Origin of the sequence: Micromonospora sp. WMMA2032 (assembly GCF_002688545.1) — a bacterium.
GTDB classification, from domain to species: Bacteria; Actinomycetota; Actinomycetes; order Mycobacteriales; family Micromonosporaceae; genus Micromonospora; species Micromonospora sediminicola.
In genome coordinates, this window is sequence record NZ_CP024052.1 from 3,860,965 (window position 1) to 3,879,361 (window position 18,397).

The 18,397-nt window shown below is 72.8% G+C and carries 16 protein-coding genes; 6 read left to right on the plus strand and 10 right to left on the minus strand.

Annotated elements, in window-relative coordinates; translation table 11 throughout:
* The first annotated feature begins 169 nt into the window (after nt 1-169).
* The 4 genes from eccE (at nt 170) to rarD (ending at nt 3,954) form a co-directional block, all read left to right on the plus strand.
* Nucleotides 170-2,014, plus strand: coding sequence for a type VII secretion protein EccE (gene eccE / locus CO540_RS17665; protein WP_371682225.1), 1,845 nt, complete (start codon nt 170-172; stop codon nt 2,012-2,014).
* Between the two features lie 50 nt (nt 2,015-2,064).
* Nucleotides 2,065-2,451 carry a phage holin family protein gene (locus tag CO540_RS17670; RefSeq protein ID WP_091583634.1) on the plus strand — a complete coding sequence of 129 codons (387 nt, stop codon included), beginning with the start codon at nt 2,065-2,067 and terminating at the stop codon, nt 2,449-2,451.
* Between the two features lie 97 nt (nt 2,452-2,548).
* Complete coding sequence (locus CO540_RS17675; RefSeq protein ID WP_099162908.1) at nt 2,549-3,037, plus strand: GNAT family N-acetyltransferase; 489 nt, start codon at nt 2,549-2,551, stop codon at nt 3,035-3,037.
* A complete protein-coding gene (gene rarD, locus CO540_RS17680) occupies nt 3,034-3,954 on the plus strand; it encodes an EamA family transporter RarD (protein WP_099162909.1) in 921 nt (306 codons plus the stop codon). Before CO540_RS17675 ends, rarD begins: the two co-directional genes overlap by 4 nt.
* Before the next feature lie 96 nt (nt 3,955-4,050).
* Here rarD and CO540_RS17685 read toward each other — a convergent pair whose 3' ends face one another.
* Both CO540_RS17685 and CO540_RS17690 read right to left on the minus strand, forming a co-directional pair.
* Nucleotides 4,051-4,740, minus strand: a complete 690-nt coding sequence (locus tag CO540_RS17685; RefSeq protein ID WP_099162910.1) for an anti-sigma factor — start codon at nt 4,738-4,740, stop codon at nt 4,051-4,053.
* On the minus strand, nt 4,737-5,252 hold the full coding sequence (locus CO540_RS17690) for a sigma-70 family RNA polymerase sigma factor (protein WP_091583649.1): 516 nt from the start codon (nt 5,250-5,252) through the stop codon (nt 4,737-4,739). The genes CO540_RS17685 and CO540_RS17690 overlap by 4 nt, the downstream gene beginning before the upstream one ends.
* A 246-nt stretch (nt 5,253-5,498) precedes the next feature.
* Here CO540_RS17690 and CO540_RS17695 point away from each other — a divergent pair, with 246 nt between their 5' ends.
* Nucleotides 5,499-7,619 carry a PhoX family phosphatase gene (locus CO540_RS17695; protein ID WP_099162911.1) on the plus strand — a complete coding sequence of 707 codons (2,121 nt, stop codon included), beginning with the start codon at nt 5,499-5,501 and terminating at the stop codon, nt 7,617-7,619.
* Nucleotides 7,620-7,694: 75 nt separating this feature from the next.
* Here the strand turns inward: CO540_RS17695 and CO540_RS17700 are convergent, their stop codons facing one another.
* Complete coding sequence (locus tag CO540_RS17700; protein ID WP_091583655.1) at nt 7,695-8,477, minus strand: IclR family transcriptional regulator; 783 nt, start codon at nt 8,475-8,477, stop codon at nt 7,695-7,697.
* A 152-nt stretch (nt 8,478-8,629) separates the two neighbouring features.
* On the opposite strand from CO540_RS17700, the gene CO540_RS17705 reads away from it, so the two are divergent.
* A complete protein-coding gene (locus CO540_RS17705; protein WP_099162912.1) occupies nt 8,630-9,811 on the plus strand; it encodes an MFS transporter in 1,182 nt (393 codons plus the stop codon).
* 665 nt (nt 9,812-10,476) lie between these two features.
* Here the strand turns inward: CO540_RS17705 and CO540_RS17710 are convergent.
* The 7 genes from CO540_RS17710 to nuoI all read right to left on the minus strand — a co-directional run bounded on the left by CO540_RS17710 (nt 10,477) and on the right by nuoI (nt 18,396).
* Entirely contained in the window at nt 10,477-11,517 is a 1,041-nt protein-coding gene (locus CO540_RS17710) for a polyprenyl synthetase family protein (protein WP_091583663.1), read from the minus strand.
* 88 nt (nt 11,518-11,605) lie between these two features.
* Nucleotides 11,606-13,159: an NADH-quinone oxidoreductase subunit NuoN gene (gene nuoN, locus CO540_RS17715; protein WP_091583667.1), complete on the minus strand. Its 1,554-nt coding sequence runs from the start codon at nt 13,157-13,159 to the stop codon at nt 11,606-11,608.
* Nucleotides 13,156-14,688 (minus strand): NADH-quinone oxidoreductase subunit M, encoded by a 1,533-nt coding sequence (locus CO540_RS17720; protein ID WP_099162913.1) that lies wholly within the window; start codon nt 14,686-14,688, stop codon nt 13,156-13,158. The genes nuoN and CO540_RS17720 overlap by 4 nt, the downstream gene beginning before the upstream one ends.
* Nucleotides 14,689-14,752: 64 nt before the next feature.
* Nucleotides 14,753-16,681, minus strand: coding sequence for an NADH-quinone oxidoreductase subunit L (nuoL, locus tag CO540_RS17725; RefSeq protein WP_099162914.1), 1,929 nt, complete (start codon nt 16,679-16,681; stop codon nt 14,753-14,755).
* 10 nt (nt 16,682-16,691) lie between these two features.
* Nucleotides 16,692-16,991 (minus strand): NADH-quinone oxidoreductase subunit NuoK, encoded by a 300-nt coding sequence (gene nuoK, locus CO540_RS17730; protein WP_089154544.1) that lies wholly within the window; start codon nt 16,989-16,991, stop codon nt 16,692-16,694.
* Complete coding sequence (locus CO540_RS17735; protein ID WP_099162915.1) at nt 16,988-17,758, minus strand: NADH-quinone oxidoreductase subunit J; 771 nt, start codon at nt 17,756-17,758, stop codon at nt 16,988-16,990. Before CO540_RS17735 ends, nuoK begins: the two co-directional genes overlap by 4 nt.
* Nucleotides 17,755-18,396, minus strand: coding sequence for an NADH-quinone oxidoreductase subunit NuoI (gene nuoI, locus CO540_RS17740; protein ID WP_091583682.1), 642 nt, complete (start codon nt 18,394-18,396; stop codon nt 17,755-17,757). Before nuoI ends, CO540_RS17735 begins: the two co-directional genes overlap by 4 nt.
* Nucleotide 18,397 lies beyond the last annotated feature (1 nt).

The window sequence follows — 18,397 nt, forward strand, 5'->3', positions numbered from 1 at the left end:
GGTCGGTCACCGTGTGACCACCGTGGACTCGCCGGTGCGCGCCCGCCGTCCCCGGAGGGGGAAGAGGGACGGCGGGACGCGCGAACGACGATTTCGTCGCTGACGGTAGCCGTCTCACTTCAGTTCTGCTACCCCCCGGGCCTCCCCTGTGGACAACGCTCCCACTACCATGAGCCACGGCGGCGTCACAGGGCGGACCGGGCGGGGAGGTGCGGTGACCGCGAGCACGACCGAGCGACCCTCGCCGAGCGCTCCTCCTCAGTGGACCCGGGTGAGCGCACCGGTGGTGCGCGCCGGTCAGGTCGTGACGACCCAGGTCGCGGCGGCCGTGCTGGTGGCCGCGGTCGGGCGCGGCGTGGTGGTGACCGCCGTCGCGCTGCTCCTGGCCACGCTGCTGCTGCCCGCCGCGTGGGTGCGGGTCCGGGGCCGCTGGCTGCACGAGTGGCTCGGCGTCGGCGCCGCCCACCTGAGCCGTCGGCGTGCGCTGCCGCCGGCCGCCGATCCGGCGGCGCTGCTCGACCTGGTCGCTCCCGGCACGGTGGTGCAGGCCGCGGAACTGGCCGGCGGGCCCGCCGCCGTGCTGCACGACGCGGCCGGGCTGACCGCGCTGCTGGAACTCGGCGATCCGGACGATCTGCTCGGCGACCGCCCGGAGGCACTGCCGTCCCCGTTCGACCTGCTTCCCCCGGCGGGTCCGGAGAGTCCGCCGGTCCGGCTGCAACTGGTCCTCTCGGCGTCGCCCGCACCGACGCCCGCCGTCGCGGCCGGTCCGGCCGGCACGTCCTACCGGCAGCTCACCGACGGCCGGATCGCCGGGCGGACCCGGGTCGTGCTGGCGATCCGGGTGCTCCGGACCGACGGTTGGTCGGACGACGAGTTGCTGCGGGCGCTCGCCGGCACCGTCCGACGCACGGCCCGCCGGCTCGGCCCGCTCGGCGGACATCCCCTGGGGGCGCCGGCGGCGCTGCGGGTGGTCGCCGAGATGGCCCACCACGAGGCCGGCACACCGGTCCGGGAGACGTGGCCGCTGCTCACCGTGGGCGGGCTGCCGCAGGCCACCTGGCGGTTGCGCCGGTGGCCCGATCCACGCGGCGAGGCGGCCCGGGGCCTGCTGTCCCGATTGCTGGCCACTCCGGGCACCGCCACCACCGTCGCGCTCTGCGTCGGCCCGCACACCGGCTCCGCACCGGCGCCGGCCGGGTTGACCGTGCGGGTCGCCGCCGACGACGTGCCGGCGCTGACGCTGGCCGAGCGGGCGCTGCGCCGGGTGGCCGGAGACGCGGGCGCGGAGTTGCGGCGACTGGACGGCGAGCACCTGGCCGGGCTGGCCGCGACCCTGCCACTGGCGGTCGGCGGTGCCGGCGCGCCCGCGACCGGGTCGCCGCCGACGGGTCTGGACCTGCCGGTCGGGGGGTGCGGGCTGGTGGTGGGCGCGAACCGCCGCGGCGGCCCGCTCACCGTACGTCTGTTCCGGCCCGCGACGACCCGGATGGTGCTGGTCGGCGGGGTGCCCGCCGCGCAGTTGCTGGTGTTGCGGGCGCTGGCCCTCGGCGCCCGGGTGGCGGTGCAGACCACGCGGCCGCGCACCTGGGAGAGGTTCGTGCGCGGGCTCGGGGCGCCGGCCGGCGGGGTGCCGCTGCTCCCGCCGGGGCGGCCGGCCGGCGGCGCGCCCGGGTCGCCGCTGCGCCCGCTGCTGCTGGTGGTCGACGCCGGCCCGGTGCCGCCGGAGGTCGGTCCGGCGGCGGCCTGGCAGTCCGTGCTCGTGGTCCGCGACGAGCTGACCCCGGCGGACGCCCCGACGCTGGCGCGCGCCGACCTCGCCGTCCTGCAACCCCTCGACCCGACCGAGGCCGCCCTGGCCGGCACCGCGCTCGGCCTGGGCGGCTCCGCCGACTGGCTCACCCGGATCCGCGACGACATGGTGGCGGTGGTCAACCGGCGGGCACTGCGCTGGGCGCTGCTCTCGCCGACGCCGGTCGAGTCGCAGCTGGTCGGTCGTCCGACCCGCCGCTGAGCCGGTCGCACGGGTTCCGCGCGGGGAACGGGCGTGGCACGATCCCCGCCATGGATTTCCTGAAGGGTCTACTGATCCGGGTGGCGACGACGGCGGTGGCCTTCTGGCTCGCCACGTTGCTGATCCCGGGCATCACGCTCGACTCCGATTCGGCCACCGAGACGGTGACCACGCTGGTCCTCGTCGCGGTGATCTTCGGTGTGGTCAACGCGGTGCTCCAGCCGATCATCAAGACCGTGGGTTGCGGTTTCTACCTGCTCACCCTCGGCCTGATCGCGCTGGTGGTGAACGGGCTGCTCTTCCTGCTCACGAGCTGGATCGCCGGTGAGGCCGGGCTGCCCTTCCACGTGGACGGGTTCTGGCCGGCGGCGGTGCTGGGCGCGCTCTTCGTCGGCATCGTCACCTGGATCCTCGGCGCCGTCCTCGACCGCGACTGAGGCCCGGCGAGCCCGGCCGGCGCCCACGACGCCGGCCGGGCCAGCGAGCGGGAATTGGCTGGCGAGCGACCCGGGCGGCGGCACTAACGTCGGCCGGGTGTTCACAGTGACCCGCGCCGACGGCTACCAGCTCAGCACCGACCCGGACCGGCTCGACCTGGACCGGGTGCACGCCTGGCTCGCCACGGACGCCTACTGGGCACTCGGGCGCGAGCGGGAGACGGTCGCCCGCGCGTTCGCCGGTTCGATCGGCTTCGGCGTCTACCGGCCCGGCGACGGCCGGCAGGTCGCGGTCGCCCGGGTGGTGACCGACCGGGCCACCTTCGCCTGGCTCTGCGACGTCTACGTGGACCGGGCCGAACGCGGTCGCGGGCTGGGCACGTGGCTGGCCGGCGGCGTCCGCGACCACCTGGCCGAGCTGGGCGTACGCCGCATCCTGCTGGCCACGCTGGACGCGCACGGGGTGTACGGGAAGCTCGGGTTCCAGCCGGTGGCGGCGGACCGCTACATGGAGCTGGACCAGCGGGTGACGCCCATCACCGGAAAGGATCAGGAGCCCGATCCGCACCTTACGGTGGACGGGTGAACCAGCTCCGCCTCGGTTATCTGTACGGCGTCGGCGCGTACCTGCTCTGGGGTTTCTTCCCGATCTACCTGAAGCTGCTCCGGCCGGCCGGGCCGGTGGAGATCCTGGCGCACCGGATCGTCTGGTCGGTGGCGTTCGTGGCGCTGCTGCTGGCCGCGATGCGCCACGTCGGCTTCCTGCGCACGCTGGCCCGGCGACCCCGCGCGTTGGCCGGCATCGCGCTCGCGGCCGCGCTGATCGCGGTCAACTGGGGCACCTACATCTATGGCGTGAACTCCGACCGGGTGGTGGAGACCGCGCTCGGCTACTTCATCAACCCGCTGGTGTCGGTGCTGTTCGGCGTGGTCGCGCTGCGGGAGCGGCTGCGCCCCGGGCAGTGGGCGGCGTTGGGCGTCGGCGCGCTCGCCGTGGCGGTCCTCACCGTCGACTACGGCCGGCTGCCCTGGCTGGCGCTCACGCTCGCGTTCAGCTTCGCCGGCTACGGCCTGGTCAAGAAGCGGCTCGGGTTGCCCGCGGTGGAGGGGCTCTTCGTCGAGTCGGCGGTGCTGGCGCTGCCGGCACTGGCGTACCTGGCGTGGCTGTCGGCCCGGGGCGACTCGACGTTCGGGCACGTCTCGGCCGGGCACACCGCGCTGCTGGTGCTGGCCGGCGCCGCCACCGCGATCCCCCTGCTGCTCTTCGCCGGCGCGGCGAACCGGCTGCCGCTGTCCACCGTGGGCATGCTGCAGTACCTGGCCCCGATCCTCCAGCTCGGCTGCGGCGTGCTGATCTTCCACGAGCCGATGCCCCCGGCCCGGCTCGCCGGCTTCGCCCTGGTCTGGCTGGCCCTCCTGGTCTTCACCGCCGACGCCCTCCGAAACACCCGCCGCACCCGCGCCACCCCCCGCCCCACCCCCACCCCCACCCCCACGCGCTGATCTTGCACTTCCGGCCCGGACAGAAGGGGCGACAAGCCCGAACCGAGGGCCCAAAGTGCAAGATCGCGGCGGTGGGCGGGGGCGGAGGGGCGGGGGTCAGCGGAGGTCGTAGGCGAGGACGGGGGTTTCGGTGCCTCGTTGCAGCTCCAGGCGGACCAGTTCCCCCCTGGTGAACCGGGTGACGCCGGAGAAGCGCAGGTCGTCACCGGGGGCGGCCAGCCAGGAGCCGATCTGCTCCGTCGCGCCGTCCGGGCCGTGCGCCACCAGTCGGAACGTGTACGCCTCGCGGTGCCCGGCCCGCCGGTCGTAGCCGCAGTGCATGGTGACCTCGGTGCCCCAGGGCGTCTCGGTCAGCCCCACCTCGGCGTGCACCGGCGCGGTCCCGGCCACCGGTCGCATGGCGGTCAGCGCCACCTGCCGGGTGGCCGGCTCGGCCGGCGGCCGGACCAGCGTCACGCCGACACCAGCGAGCACCGCCAGCACCGCGGCGGCGAGCGCGGTCGCCGCGTACCGCCGGCGGGAGCGGGACCGCTCGCGGCGCCGCCGCTCCCGCGCGGCGTCGAGCAACGCGGGCACCCGGTTGGTCTCCGGCCCGACCTCCAGGAACTGCTCCAGCCCGGCCGGATCGAGCCGGCCCAGCAGGCCGGGGAGCACGGCGATCTCGGCGACCGCCTCCCGGCACGCGGCGCAGCCGGCCAGGTGCCGCTCGTAGGCGGCGCGCTCGGCCGGGGCGAGGGCGCCCAGCACGTAAGCCCCGTCGTCGTGCGCGAACTCGCAGCGGGTCATCCGGTCACCCCCATCTCGGCCAGCACCAACCGTAGTGAGCGCAGCGCGTAGTGGGTGCGCGACTTCACCGTGCCCGGCGGGACGCCCAGCCGGGCGGCCGCCTCCGCCACCGACCGCCCCTGGTAGAAGCACTCGACCAGCACCTCGCGGTGGGTCGGGCTCAGCCGGTTGAGCGCCTCGGCCACCGTCCACGCCTCCACCGCGCGCTCCGTCTCGTCGACCGTCTCGGCGGTTTCGGGCAGTTCGTCGGTGTAGACCTCGCCGACCCGGGCCGAGCGGCGACGCCACGCGTCGATGGCCAGGTTCCGCGCCGTGGTGAAGAGCCAGGCGCGGACCGAGCCCCGCCGCGGATCCAGCGACTCCGGGTGCCGCCAGGCCCGCAGCAGCGTCTCCTGCACCAGGTCCTCGGCGCGCGGCCGATCGCCGTTGACCAGTCGCAGGGCGTGCGCGAACAGCGCGTCGGCATGCTCGTCGTGCAGCGCGCGCAGCAGCTGGGCGTCGTGGTCACTGATGGCGGTACCTCGCTTCCGGCGGCGGGGAGACCGACGATGCGTCCGCCCGTGGCGGGCGGTGCGTCCGCTCTTCCATACGTGCCGTGACGCCGAACGGTTCAGCCGCAGGTCAGGCCGGAGCTGTTCACGTCCGGTTCACATTCGGGCCGACACCCGCTCACCACGCCCTGGCACCGTCCGGCAGGTACGCGCGCGGGCCGATCGCCCGTGCGCGCCTTCCGACGTCCGATCAGGAGGCTCCACCTCATGAGCGACCGTCCTCGCCTGCTCCCGCTGCTGGGTGGCACCCGCCACGGCAGCCGCGACGCGATGACCTGTCTGTACCGGTGCGGCAACGCCTGCGACCACCCGGTGCCCAACCCCACCGACAACCCGTACCTCGGCGACCTGGTCGACGCCGAGGTCACCCGGCGCGGCGTGGTCCGGGCCGGCGCGGTCGGCGCGCTGGTGCTCGGCTTCGGCGGCGCCGCCGCCGGCGCGCTCGCCGGCGCCGCCCCGGCCGCCGCCGCGCCCGCCACCCCGACCGCCCCGGGCACGGACGAGGCCGTCGCCGCGACCGTGCGCCCGGGCAGCGGCGCGCTGACCTTCAAGCCCATCCCGCCGAACAAGCTGGACACGCTGGTCGTGCCGAACGGGTACGACCACGCCGTGGTCATCAAGTGGGGCGACGAGGTGGTCCCCGGCGCGCCCGCGTTCGACGTGCGCCACCAGAGCGCCGCCGCGCAGGCCAAGCAGTTCGGCTACAACAACGACTTCGTCGGCGTGCTGCCGATCGACCGCAAGCGCGCGCTGCTCGTGGTCAACCACGAGTACACCAACGAGGACCTGATGTTCCCCGGCTTCACCGGCCAGGACGCGCTGACCGTGGAGCAGCTGCGGGTGGCGATGGCCGCCCACGGCATGTCCGTGGTCGAGCTGGAGCGGGTGGAGAACACCGGGCAGTGGCGGCCGGCACGGCGCGGCCGGCGGGAGTACAACCGCCGGGTCACCGCGCTGGCCACGAAGTTCGAGCTGACCGGCCCGGCCGCCGGCTCGGCCTGGCTGCGGACCGCCGCCGACCCGAAGGGCCGCACGGTCGTCGGCACGTTGAACAACTGCGCCGGCGGCGTCACCCCGTGGGGCACCGTGCTCTCCGGCGAGGAGAACTTCAACCAGTACTTCGTCGGCGGCGACGGCGCGCCGGAGGAGCTGAAGCCGAAGCTGGCCCGCTACGGCATCCCCACCGACGTGCGCTACCCGAGCGGCAGCCGCAAGTGGGACCGGGCCGACGAGCGGTTCGACCTGGCGAAGCACCCGAACGAGGCGCACCGGTTCGGCTGGGTGGTCGAGATCGACCCGTTCGACCCGCAGGCCCGGCCGCGCAAGCACACCGCGCTGGGCCGGGTGAAGCACGAGGGCGCGAACGTCATCGTGGCCCGCAGCGGACACGTGGTCGCGTACATGGGCGACGACGAGCGTTTCGACTACCTCTACAAGTTCGTCTCGGACAAGAAGTTCATGCCGGGCAACTCCTGGGTGGCCCGCAAGCACAACCTGACGCTGCTGGAGTCGGGCACGCTCTACGTCGCGGCGCTGACCGGCGACAGCCCGGGTGAGATCGACGGCAGCGGCACGCTTCCCGCGGACGGCGGCTTCGGCGGCCGGGGCCGCTGGATCAAGCTGGTCAGCGGCAACCGCTCGTACGTCGACGGCATGACCGCCGCCGACGTGCTCACCTTCACCCGGCTGGCCGGCGACAAGGTCGGCGCGACCAAGATGGACCGTCCCGAGGACGTCGAGCCGAGCCTGCTCACCGGCAAGGTCTACGTCTCGCTGACCAACAACACCGACCGGGGCAAGGCCGGCAAGGCGCCGGCCGACGAGGCGAACCCGCGCAACGCCAACAAGCACGGGCAGATCCTGGAGCTGGTCGAGGACCGGGGCGACAACACCGCCGACACCTTCGCCTGGTCGCTGCCGATCGTCTGCGGCGACCCGGCGGACGCCTCGACCTACTTCGCCGGGTACGACAAGTCGAAGGTCTCCCCGATCTCCTGCCCGGACAACGTCGCCTTCGACGCCACCGGCAACCTCTGGATCTCGACCGACGGCAACGCCCTGGGCAGCAACGACGGGCTCTTCGCCACCGCCGTCGAGGGCCCGGAGCGGGGGCACCTGAAGCAGTTCCTCACGGTGCCGCTCGGCGCGGAGACCTGCGGACCGTTCATCACCAAGGACAACCGGTCGGTCTTCGTGGCCGTGCAGCACCCGGGCGAGATCTCCGGCGCCTCGGTGGAGAACCCGGCCTCCACCTGGCCGGACGGCGACTTCGCCAAGCCCGGCGTGGTGGTCACCTGGCGCCTCGACGGGGGCCCGGTCGGCAGCTGAGCCATCCCCGGGGTGGGTCCGGCGCTGGACCCACCCGCTGACGGGCCGTCGTCGGACCCACCGGCGGCGGCCCGATCAGTTCTCGGTGGCGATCCCGTCGGCGATGGAGCGCGCGGCGGTGAGCAGCTTCGCGCGGACCACCCGGGCGGAGGTCATCATCTCGCCGGCCGGCAGCGCGCAGGCCAGCACCACCCGCCGCTCGATGTCCTTGTCCGGGGTGACCAGCACCGCGGCGCAGGCCACGCCCTGCCGGAACTGCCCCAGCTCCAACTGCATGCCGCGCCGGTCGCCGGCGGCCAGGTCGGCCTCGAACGCCTCGACCGTGGTCAGGGTGGCGGTGGTGAACGGGCGCATGCCGTATTCGCGCAGGTAGCGGAAGCGCTGCTCGGCGGTGAGCGTGGCGAGCAGGCTCTTGCCGAGCGCGGTGGCGTGTGCGCCCTCGTCGAAGCCCGGGACCAGGTCCTCCATGAACGGTGAGCGCGGCCCCTCGGCGGACGCGGTCACCGCCACCTGCCCACCCACGAAGCGGCCCAGGTAGTGGCTCCAGCCGGTGTCCACGGCGGCGCGCCGCAGCGCCTCGCCCACCGCGGGCGGCCCCCGGAACGCGGTGACCAGCTCGCGGTAGCGGTCGGCCACCTCCAGCCCGACGATGTACGTCCCGTCCTCGCGCCGGATCACGTAGCCCTCGTAGGCCAGCGTGCGCACCAGGTGGTAGGTGGTGGCGACGGTCAACTCGCAGCGGCGGGCGATCTGCTTCACGGTGAGCCCTCTCGGCGCACGGCCGACCGACTCGAGCACTCGAAGCGCGCGGGAGACGCTGCGGATCAGGTCCGAAGGTTCCGCCAGGGGGTCGCGCACAACCACCTCCGCCGCCGGGGACTTACACCATATGAAAAACAGGCCGAGTGCGAAATGCCTGTTCGGATCGAGGATGCCAGATCACCGGACACCCACCGTGCACCGACAGACACGATCAGCAGCCAAAACGCGACAGGCGTAGGTTGGCGACGATGACCGAAACAATTTCGCGAACCGCTCCGGCGTCGGCCGGCGGAGCGGTCCGGGTCGGCGCCGGCGCCACCGTCACCACCGTCGCCTGCGTCCTGCCGGTCTTCCTGGTCGGCGGTCTGGCCGTGCAGCTCGGCGACGAGCTGGGCTTCAGCCCCGCCGGCCTGGGCCTGGCGGTCTCGGTCTACTTCGGCGTCAGCGCCCTGGCCTCGGTGCCCTCCGGCGCCCTGGTCGAGCGGTACGGGCCGGCCCCGGTCGCCCGGGCCGGCATCCTGCTCTCCGCCGGCTCGCTGCTGGCCGTGGCGGCGCTGGCCCGGTCGTACCCGGTGCTGGTGGCGCTGCTCGCGGTCGGCGCCGCCGCCAACGCCCTCGGCCAGCTCGCCAGCAACGCCGCGCTGGCCGCGCACGTGCCGGCGCGGCGGCAGGGCCTCTCCTTCGGCGTGAAGCAGGCCGCCATCCCGGTCTCCACCCTGCTGGCGGGCGTGGCGGTGCCCACGGTCGCGCTCACCGCGGGATGGCGCTGGGCCTTCGTCGCGGCCGCCGGGGCGGCGTTGGCCGCGCTCCCGGCCGTACCCCGGTCCGAGCGGAACCGGGACGGCCGCGCCGCCCCCGGGAGCGGCGGAGGCGGGCGGGGGCCGCTCGTGGTGGTGGGGCTGGCCGCGACGCTGGCGGCGGCCGCGGCGAACGCGCTGGGCACGTTCCTGGTCGACTCGTCGGCCGCGCGCGGGCTCTCCCCCGCCCTGGCCGGCCTGACCCTGACGCTCGGCAGCGCGGTGTGCGTGGTCGCGCGGATCGGGGTGGGTTGGTTCGCCGACCGACGGGCGAGCGGGCATGTCGGGTTGATCGCCGGGCTGCTGGTGGCCGGCGCCGTGGGCCTGGTCCTGCTGGCGGTGGCCGGCCCGGTGCCGCTGGTCGCCGGCGTGGTGCTCGGGTTCGGTCTCGGCTGGGCCTGGCCCGGGCTGATGAACTTCGCGGTGGTCCGCCTCCATCCGCAGGCCCCGGCCGCCGCCACCTCGATCACCCAGACCGGGGTGTACGCGGGCGGCAGCCTCGGACCGCTCGGCCTCGGCACGGTGGCCGGCGCCGCCGGCTACCCCGCGATGTGGCTGACCGCCGCCGTGGCCATGCTCCTGGCCGCCCTGCTCATGCTCCTCGGTGCCCGCCGCCTGTCCCGCACCGCCTGACCGGCCCCTCCGGGAGTGCGGCGCGTTCGGCGGGACATGCCACGGGCCGCCCGGGGTGTCGCGCCGCGCCCCGCCGCGCCCGGGGCCGCCTTCGGGCCGAGGGGCCGGAACGAGCGTGGCACCGGGGTGGGCGTAGCGCGGGGTGGACGTAGGGCGTAGCCGGGGGTGGGCGTAGCGCCGGGTGGGCGTGGCGCGGGGTGGGCGTGGCGCGGGGTGGGCGTTGCGCCGGGGTGGGCGCTGGGGTCGGCGTAGCGCGGACGGGCGTTGGTTTCGAGCGGGCGCGCGCCCGGACGGGCGGCCTGCACCGAGCGGACCGGGCCAGCGGGCGTGATCCCTGGGATGCCCCGGCGCCGCAAGGGGGCGGGGTGCCGGTGACCGGCCGCCCAAACAAGAAAGACGCCACATTCGAGCGATATACCGCCTGGTCATATTTATGACTCAGCGGTATATCGCGCAAACGCGATCTCTTCTCAGCGGGGACTACGTTCCGTGACGGTGGAGAAGCCGACGCGGGCGCTGGTCCCGGTGACCCGGCAGCCCTCACCGCCACCTCCGCGGAGCGGGCCGTGGCGGCGAACGCTTGCCGCGGCGTCAGCTCGGTGCTCCGGCCCGGCCGGCTCGGGAGCGACGGATCCGGCCGGGCGGCCCGGGAGCGGCCGGACCGGTCAGCTGGTGCGGTCGGCGATGTAGTCGCAGAGAGATTCCAGCGCGCGGCGGGCCGGGCCCTCGGGGAGCGGGGCGAGGCGGGCGCGGGCGTCCTCGGCGTAGCTGCGCACCGTCTCCCGGGCGCGCTTGAGCGCCGGGGACTCGCGGAGCAGGGTCAGCGCCTCGGCGTGCAGGGCGTCGTCGACCAGCGGCCCGGTGGCCAGGATCTCCCGCAGCCGCACGCTGGCCGCGTCCGAGTCGTCGGCGGCGAGCGCGTAGAGCACCGGCAGGGTCGGCACGCCCTCGCGCAGGTCGGTGCCGGGCGTCTTGCCGGACTCCACCGACTCGCTGGCGATGTCCAGCAGGTCGTCGGAGAGCTGGAACGCCACCCCGATGATCTCGCCGTATCCGGCCAGGGCCTCGATGTGCTCGGGGGACGCGCCGCCGAACATGCCGCCGAAGCGGGCCGAGGTGGCGATCAGCGAACCGGTCTTCTCGGCGATCACGTGCAGGTAGTGGGCGACCGGGTCGGTGTCCCGCGGCCCGACCGTCTCGGCGATCTGGCCGTGCACCAGCCGGGCGAACGTGCGCGCCTGCAACCGGACCGCCTCCGGGCCCAGGTCGGCCGCGATGTCCGCGGCCCGGGCGAAGAGGTAGTCGCCGACCAGGATGGCCACCGAGTTGGTCCAGCGGGAGTTGGCGCTCGGGGCGCCCCGCCGCACGGCCGCCTCGTCCATCACGTCGTCGTGGTAGAGCGTCGCCAGGTGAGTGAGTTCCATCACCACGGCGGCCGGGACGACCTGCGCGGCCTCCGGGTCGCCGAACTGGGCGCCCAGCGCCACCAGCAACGGGCGGAACCGCTTGCCGCCGGCCTGGAGCAGGTGCCGGGCCGCCTCGGTGACGAGTGGGTCCGCGCTGGCCACGCTGGCCCGCAGGTGCGCCTCGACCCGGTCGAGCACGCCCAGCACGGAGGCTTCGACGCGCGGGTCGGCGAGGTGCAGGCCGAGCGCGCCGAACTGACCTGAATGCTCGCCAGCCGGGTTCACCACGTCTTCAACCATGCCACACCCGTTCGACCTGCTCGGCGAGGGGGATGGAGGCCGAGGGCCGGCACGCCACGGCGTACCGGCCCCCGGAGGATCCGTTCCGTCATCGAACGAATTCGGCGGCACCGGTGGTCAGGTCGAGCAGCGGCCCGGGGACCACGCCGAGGACCAGCGTGGCCAGCACGCCGATGACCAGGGCCGCGGAGGTGAGCGCGCCTGGCACAGCCACCGTCGGGGTCGCCTCGCCCGGCTCGGAGAGCCACATCATCACCACGACCCGCAGGTACGGGAACGCCAGCACCATGCTGGTCAGCACGCCGGCGATCACCAGCCACGCCTGGTTCGCCTCCAGCGCCGGCCCGAACACCGCGAACTTGCTGGTGAAGCCGCTGGTGAGCGGGATGCCGGCGAAGGCCAGCAGGATGAACGTGAAGACCGCCGCGAAGAACGGCGAGCGTCGACCCAGCCCGGCCCAGCGGGACAGGTGGGTGGCCTCGCCGTCGGCGTCCCGCACCAGCGTCACCACGGCGAACGCGGCGAGCACCGAGAAGCCGTACGCGGCCAGGTAGAACATCGTGCCGGAGAGCCCCGACTTGGTCGGCGCCAGGACACCCACCAGCAGGTAGCCGGCGTTCGCGATCGACGAGTACGCCAGCAGGCGCTTGATGTCCGTCTGGGTGACCGCGAGCACGGCGCCGACCAGCATGGTCAGCACCGCCACCACGCCGAGCACCGGGGTGAAGTCCCAGGCGGCGCCGGCGAAGGCGACGTGGAAGACCCGCAGCAGCGCGCCGAACGCGGCGACCTTGGTGCAGGCGGCCATGAAGCCGGTCACCGGCGTCGGCGCGCCCTGGTAGACGTCGGGCGTCCAGACGTGGAACGGCGCGGCGGCGGCCTTGAACAGCAGACCGATGGCGAGCAGCGCCATGCCGGCGAAGAGCAGCACCTGGCTGGACGAGGACTGGCCGACCGCCGCGTGCACGGTGGCGAAGTCGACGCCGGCCCCCCGACCCGGGATCCCGGAGGTGAAGCCGTAGATCAGGGCGACACCGAACAGGAAGAACGCCGAGGCGTACGCGCCGAGCAGGAAGTACTTCATCGCCGCCTCCTGGCTCAGCAGCCGCCGGCGACGGGCCAGCGCACAGAGCAGGTAGAGCGGCAGCGAGAAGACCTCGAGCGAGATGAACATGGTCAGCAGGTCGTTCGCCGCCACGAAGATCAGCATGCCGCCGATGGCGAACGTCATCAGCGGGTAGACCTCGGTGGCGCCGCCGACACCCTCGGCCTGCTTGCGGTCCTCGGGAGACTCGGCGGTGACCGCGGCGTGCGCCACGAAGGCGCCGCCCCGCTCCACCGTGCGCTCGCCGACGAGCAGCAGCGCCATGGCGGCCAGGACCAGGATGGCGCCCTGGAGGAACAGCGTCGGCCCGTCCACCGCGATCGCGCCACCGGCGGTGATCAGCCGGTCGTCGGAGTTCAGGATCACCATGGCGATCGCGGCCAGCACCGCCAGCAGGGCGAGACCGAGCTGCACCCCGTTGCGCAGGCGGCGCGGCACGAACGCCTCGACCAGGACGCCGACCAGAGCCGCGCCCAACATGATCAGGATGGGAGCGAGCGCCGCGTAGTCGATCGACGGCAGCTTCAGTTCACTCACTTCGAAGCCTCCTGGACGCTGCCGACCTCAGGGGCGGGATCGGACTTGCCGACGTCCTGCATGGTCGCCTGGACGGCGGGGTTGATGACATCGGTGACCGGCTTCGGATAGAAGCCGAGCAGCACGATCAGCGCGATCAGCGGCGCGACGACGACCTTCTCGCGCAGCGTGAGGTCCCGACGCATGCCCTCGACCTCGGTCAGCGCCGGGTTCAGCGTGCCCTGGGTGGTGCGCTGCACCATCCACAGCACGTACGCGGCGGCCAGGATGATGCCGAGCGTGGCGATCACCGCGACCGGCTTGTTGACCGTGAACGTGCCGATCAGCACCAGGAACTCGGAGACGAACGGCGCGGTGCCGGGCAGCGCCAGCGAGGCCAGACCGGCGAAGAAGAGCACGCCGGCCAGCACCGGCACCAGCTTGCCCGCGCCGCCGAAGTCGCTGATCAGCGCCGAACCGCGCCGGGCGATCAGCATGCCGACCACCAGGAAGAGCAGGCCGGTGGCGAGCCCGTGGTTGAGCATGTAGAGCACCGCGCCGGTGCCGGCCTGGGTGGTGAAGGCGAAGATGCCCACGCCGATGAACCCGAAGTGCGCGATCGAGGTGTACGACACCAGTCGCTTCAGGTCGTTCTGGCCGACCGCCAGCAGCGCGGCGTAGATGATGCCGATGACCCCCAGCGCCAGCGCCCACGGCGCGAACCAGCGCGACGCCTCCGGGAACAGCGGGAGGCAGTAGCGCAGGATGCCGAACGTGCCGACCTTGTCCAGCACGCCGACCAGCAGCGCGGCCGCACCGGCCGGGGCGGCGCCACCGGCGTCCGGCAGCCAGGTGTGGAACGGGAAGAACGGCGCCTTGATCGCGAAGGCGATGAAGAAGCCGAGGAACAGCCAGCGGGCGGTGTTCGTGGCGAACTCCGCCTGGCTCAGCGCCTGCCAGTCGAAGGTCTTCCCGCCGACCACCCAGAGGCCGATCACCGCGGCCAGCATGAACAGACCGCCGACCAGCGAGTAGAGGAAGAACTTCACCGCCGCGTACTGCCGCTGGTGGCCGCCGTAGCTGCCGATCAGGAAGTACATCGGCACCAGCATGACCTCGAAGAACACGTAGAACAGGAAGACGTCGGCGGCGGCGAAGACGCCGATCATCGTGCACTCGAGGACGAGCAGCAGCGCGAAGTAGACGGGCACAGAGCGCTTGGACGACTCGGCGTCGTGCCAGGACGCCAGGATCACCAGCGGCACCAGGATCGCGATCAGCATCAGCATGACCAGCGCGATGCCGTCCACCTCGAAGGTGAACCGCACGCCCCAGTTCGGGATCCACGGGTACGACTCGCGGAACTGGAACCGGTCACCGCCGGCGGAGAAGGCGAACCACATCACCACCGAGAGCACCAGCACCAGCAGCGACCAGCCGAACGCCACCAGCTTGGCCAGGTCCGGCCGACTGCGCGGCAGCAACGCCACCACCAGGGCACCGACCAGCGGCGCCACGGTCAGCACCGAGAGGAACGGGAAGTTGGACATTATTCGGCCTTACCTCCGTCGTGACTGCGTGGCCCGCCGGCGGGGGCGGCCGCGTTGCTGTCGATCACGCCAGCCACCCCGCCTGCACCGCCAGGAACGCCGCCACCACGAGCAGCGCGCCGGTCAGGATCGAGGTCGCGTACGACCGCACGAAGCCGGTCTGCAGCCGCCGGAGCCGGCCCGAGCCCCCACCCACGGCGGCGGCGAGGCCGTTGACCAGCCCGTCGACGCCCCGGTTGTCGAGGAACACCAGCGCCCGGGTGAGGAAGATGCCCGGCTTCTCGAAGACCGCCTCGTTGAAGGCGTCCGTGTAGAGGTTGCGGCGGGCGGCGGTGACCACCACGCCGGCCGGCTGCGGCTCGGTGGCCGTGCCGGTGCGGAACAGGAACCAGGCCAGCCCGGCTCCGAGCACGGTGATCAGGATCGAGAGGATGGTGATCACGGTGTGCGAGAGCACGCCGTGCGCCTCGCCGCCCGCCTCCTCGCCGAGCACCGGGGTCAGCCAGGACACCACGCCGTCGTTGAGCGTCATCAGACCACCGGCCACCACCGAACCGGCGGCGAGCAGGATCAGCGGGATCGTCATGAGCTTCGGCGACTCGTGCGGGTGCTCGATGTCCTCGGTCCACCGCTTCGGGCCGTGGAACGTGAGCACGAACAGCCGGGTCATGTAGAACGCGGTGAGTCCGGCACCGAGGAGCGCCGCCCCGCCGAACAGCCAGGCGGTCCAGCCCTCCCGCTCGAACGCGGACGCGATGATCGGCTCCTTGGAGAAGTAGCCGGAGAGCGGCGGGATGCCGATGATGGCCAGCCAGCCCATCATGAACGTCAGCCAAGTGATCTTCATGTACTTCGACAGTCCGCCGAAGCGGCGGATGTCCACCTGGTCGTTCATGCCGTGCATGACCGAGCCGGCGCCGAGGAACATGTTGGCCTTGAAGAAGCCGTGCGCCAGCAGGTGGATGATGGCCAGCGCGTACGCGCCGCCGCCGAGACCGACGCCGAGGAACATGTAGCCGATCTGGCTCACCGTGGACCAGGCCAGCACCCGCTTGATGTCGTCCTTCGCCGCGCCGATGACGCAGCCCATCAGCAGGGTGAGCGCGCCGACGCTGACCACCACGAGCTGGAGCGTCTCGTTGGCGGAGAAGATCGGGTTGGAGCGGGCGATCAGGTAGACGCCCGCGGTGACCATGGTGGCCGCGTGGATGAGCGCGGACACCGGGGTCGGGCCTTCCATCGCGTCCGGCAGCCAGGCCTGGAGCGGGAACTGGCCGGACTTGCCGGCCGCGCCCAGGAGCAGCAGCAGGCCGAGCACCAGCACCGTGGTGGAGGTCAGCGAGCCGACCCCGTTGAACACCTCGTCGTACTGGGTGGTGCCGAGCATGGCGAACATGACGAAGATGCCGATGGCCAGGCCGGCGTCGCCGACCCGGTTCATCAGGAACGCCTTCTTGCCGGCGGTGGCCGCGCTGGGCCGGCCGTACCAGAAGGAGATCAGCAGGTACGACGCCAGGCCGACGCCCTCCCAGCCGAAGTAGAGCATCACGTAGTTGTTGCCGAGCACCAGCAGCAGCATGGCGGCGACGAACAGGTTGAAGTACCCGAAGAACCGGCGCCGGCCCTCGTCGTGCGCCATGTACTCCACGGCGTAGAGGTGGATGAGGAAACCCACCCCGGTGATCAGCAGCACGAACACCGCGGCCAGCGGGTCGAAGAGCAGACCGAAGTCCACCTTCAGGTCGCCGACCGTGATGAACTGCCAGAGGCTCTGTTCGACCTGCTTGTTCTCCAGACCGCGCAGCTGGAAGAAGTAGGTCAGGCCGAGCACGAACGCGGCGCCGATGGCCGCCACGCCCAGCCAGTGGCCCCAGCGGTCGGCCCGCCTGCCGAGCAGCAGCAGGACCGCCGCGCTGACCAGCGGGATCGCCACCAGCAGCCAGACGCTGCCCAGCAGGCCATCCGCAGTAGCGAATTCCACAGTCTGTTCCACCGCAGACCCCTCAGTACTTCAGCAGGTTGGCGTCGTCGACGCTGGCCGAGCGCCGGGTCCGGAAGATCGCCATGATGATCGCGAGCCCGACCACGACCTCGGCCGCCGCCACCACCATCACGAAGAACGCCATGATCTGGCCGTTCAGGTCACCGTTGATCCGGCTGAACGTGACGAGCGTCAGGTTGGCCGCGTTGAGCATCAGCTCGACGCACATGAACAGCACGATGGCGTTGCGTCGGACCAGCACGCCGACGGCGCCGATGGTGAACAGCACCGCCGCGAGGATCAGGTAGTAGTCCGGCGTCATTTGTCCGTGCCCTTCAGTGCGGTCTCCTCGGCCGTCAGCTCGCGTACCGGCATGATCTCCGGGATGCCGCGGTCGGTGAGCCGGCCGTCCGGCAGGCGGGCCGGCGTGGCCACCGAGGAGGAGGTGGCGAAGACACCCGGGCCGGGCTTCGGGCCGGGGTAGTTGCCGGGCCGGAAGCGCGCCTTCATGGTGGCGACCTGGTCCATCCGGTCCTCCTTGCGCCGCTCCACGTGCGCCAGCACCATCGCACCCACCGCGGCCGTGATCAGCAGCGCCGAGGTCAACTCGAAGGCGAAGACGTACTTGGTGAAGAGCAGCCGGGCGATGCCCTGCACGTTGCCCTCGGCGTTCGCCTGGTCGAGCCCGGCCGCCCGCACGCCGTCGAGCGCGCGGTAGAGGCCGGTGCCGACCAGGCCGGCGAAGCCGAGCCCGAGCACCACCGCGGCGACCCGCTGGCCGCGCAGCGTCTCGATCAGCGAGTCGGACGCGTCCCGGCCGACCAGCATCAGCACGAACAGGAAGAGCATCATGATCGCGCCGGTGTAGACGATGATCTGCACCATGCCGATGAACGGCCCGGCCTGGAGCACGTAGAACACGCCCAGGCAGAGCATGGTCAGCACCAGCCAGAGCGCGGAGTGCACCGCGTTGCGGGCCCACACCATGCCGAGCGCCCCGATCAGGGCCAGCGGGGCGAGGATCCAGAAGGTGACCTCCTCACCCCCGGTCACGTCGCCCGCCGCGGCGAGCACCGTCTGTGTGGTCATGCCCCTGCTCCCTTGCCCGCCTCGGACCGCTGCGCGGCCTGCTCGGCGCCGGGGAAGGTCACGCCGGGGTGCTCCTCCACCTGGTACCGGCCCGGGCCCATCGGCGAGTGCTCGGCGCCGGCCGAGGTGCCCGGGTTGGTCAACGCGCCGACGTAGTAGTCCTTCTCGCTGTCGCCCAGCCGCATCGGGTGCGGCGGCTGCTCCATGCCTTCGAGCAGCGGCGCGAGCAACTGCTCCTTGGTGAAGATCAGGTCCTGCCGGTTGTCCCGGGCCAGCTCGTACTCGTTGCTCATGGTGAGCGAACGGGTCGGGCAGGCCTCGATGCAGAGCCCGCAGAAGATGCACCGGGCGTAGTTGATCTGGTAGGTGCTGGCGTACCGCTCACCCGGGGAGAAGCGCTGCTCCTCGGTGTTGTCGCCACCCTCCACGTAGATCGCGTCGGCCGGGCAGGCCCAGGCGCACAGCTCGCAGCCGATGCACTTCTCCAGCCCGTCCGGGTGCCGGTTGAGGATGTGCCGCCCGTGGTAGCGCGGCGCCGAGACCGGCGGCTTGAACGGGTAGTCGGTGGTGACGACCTTCTTGAACATGTGCGAGAAGGTGACCCCGAAGCCCTTGAACGTTCCGGTGATCGCGCCCACG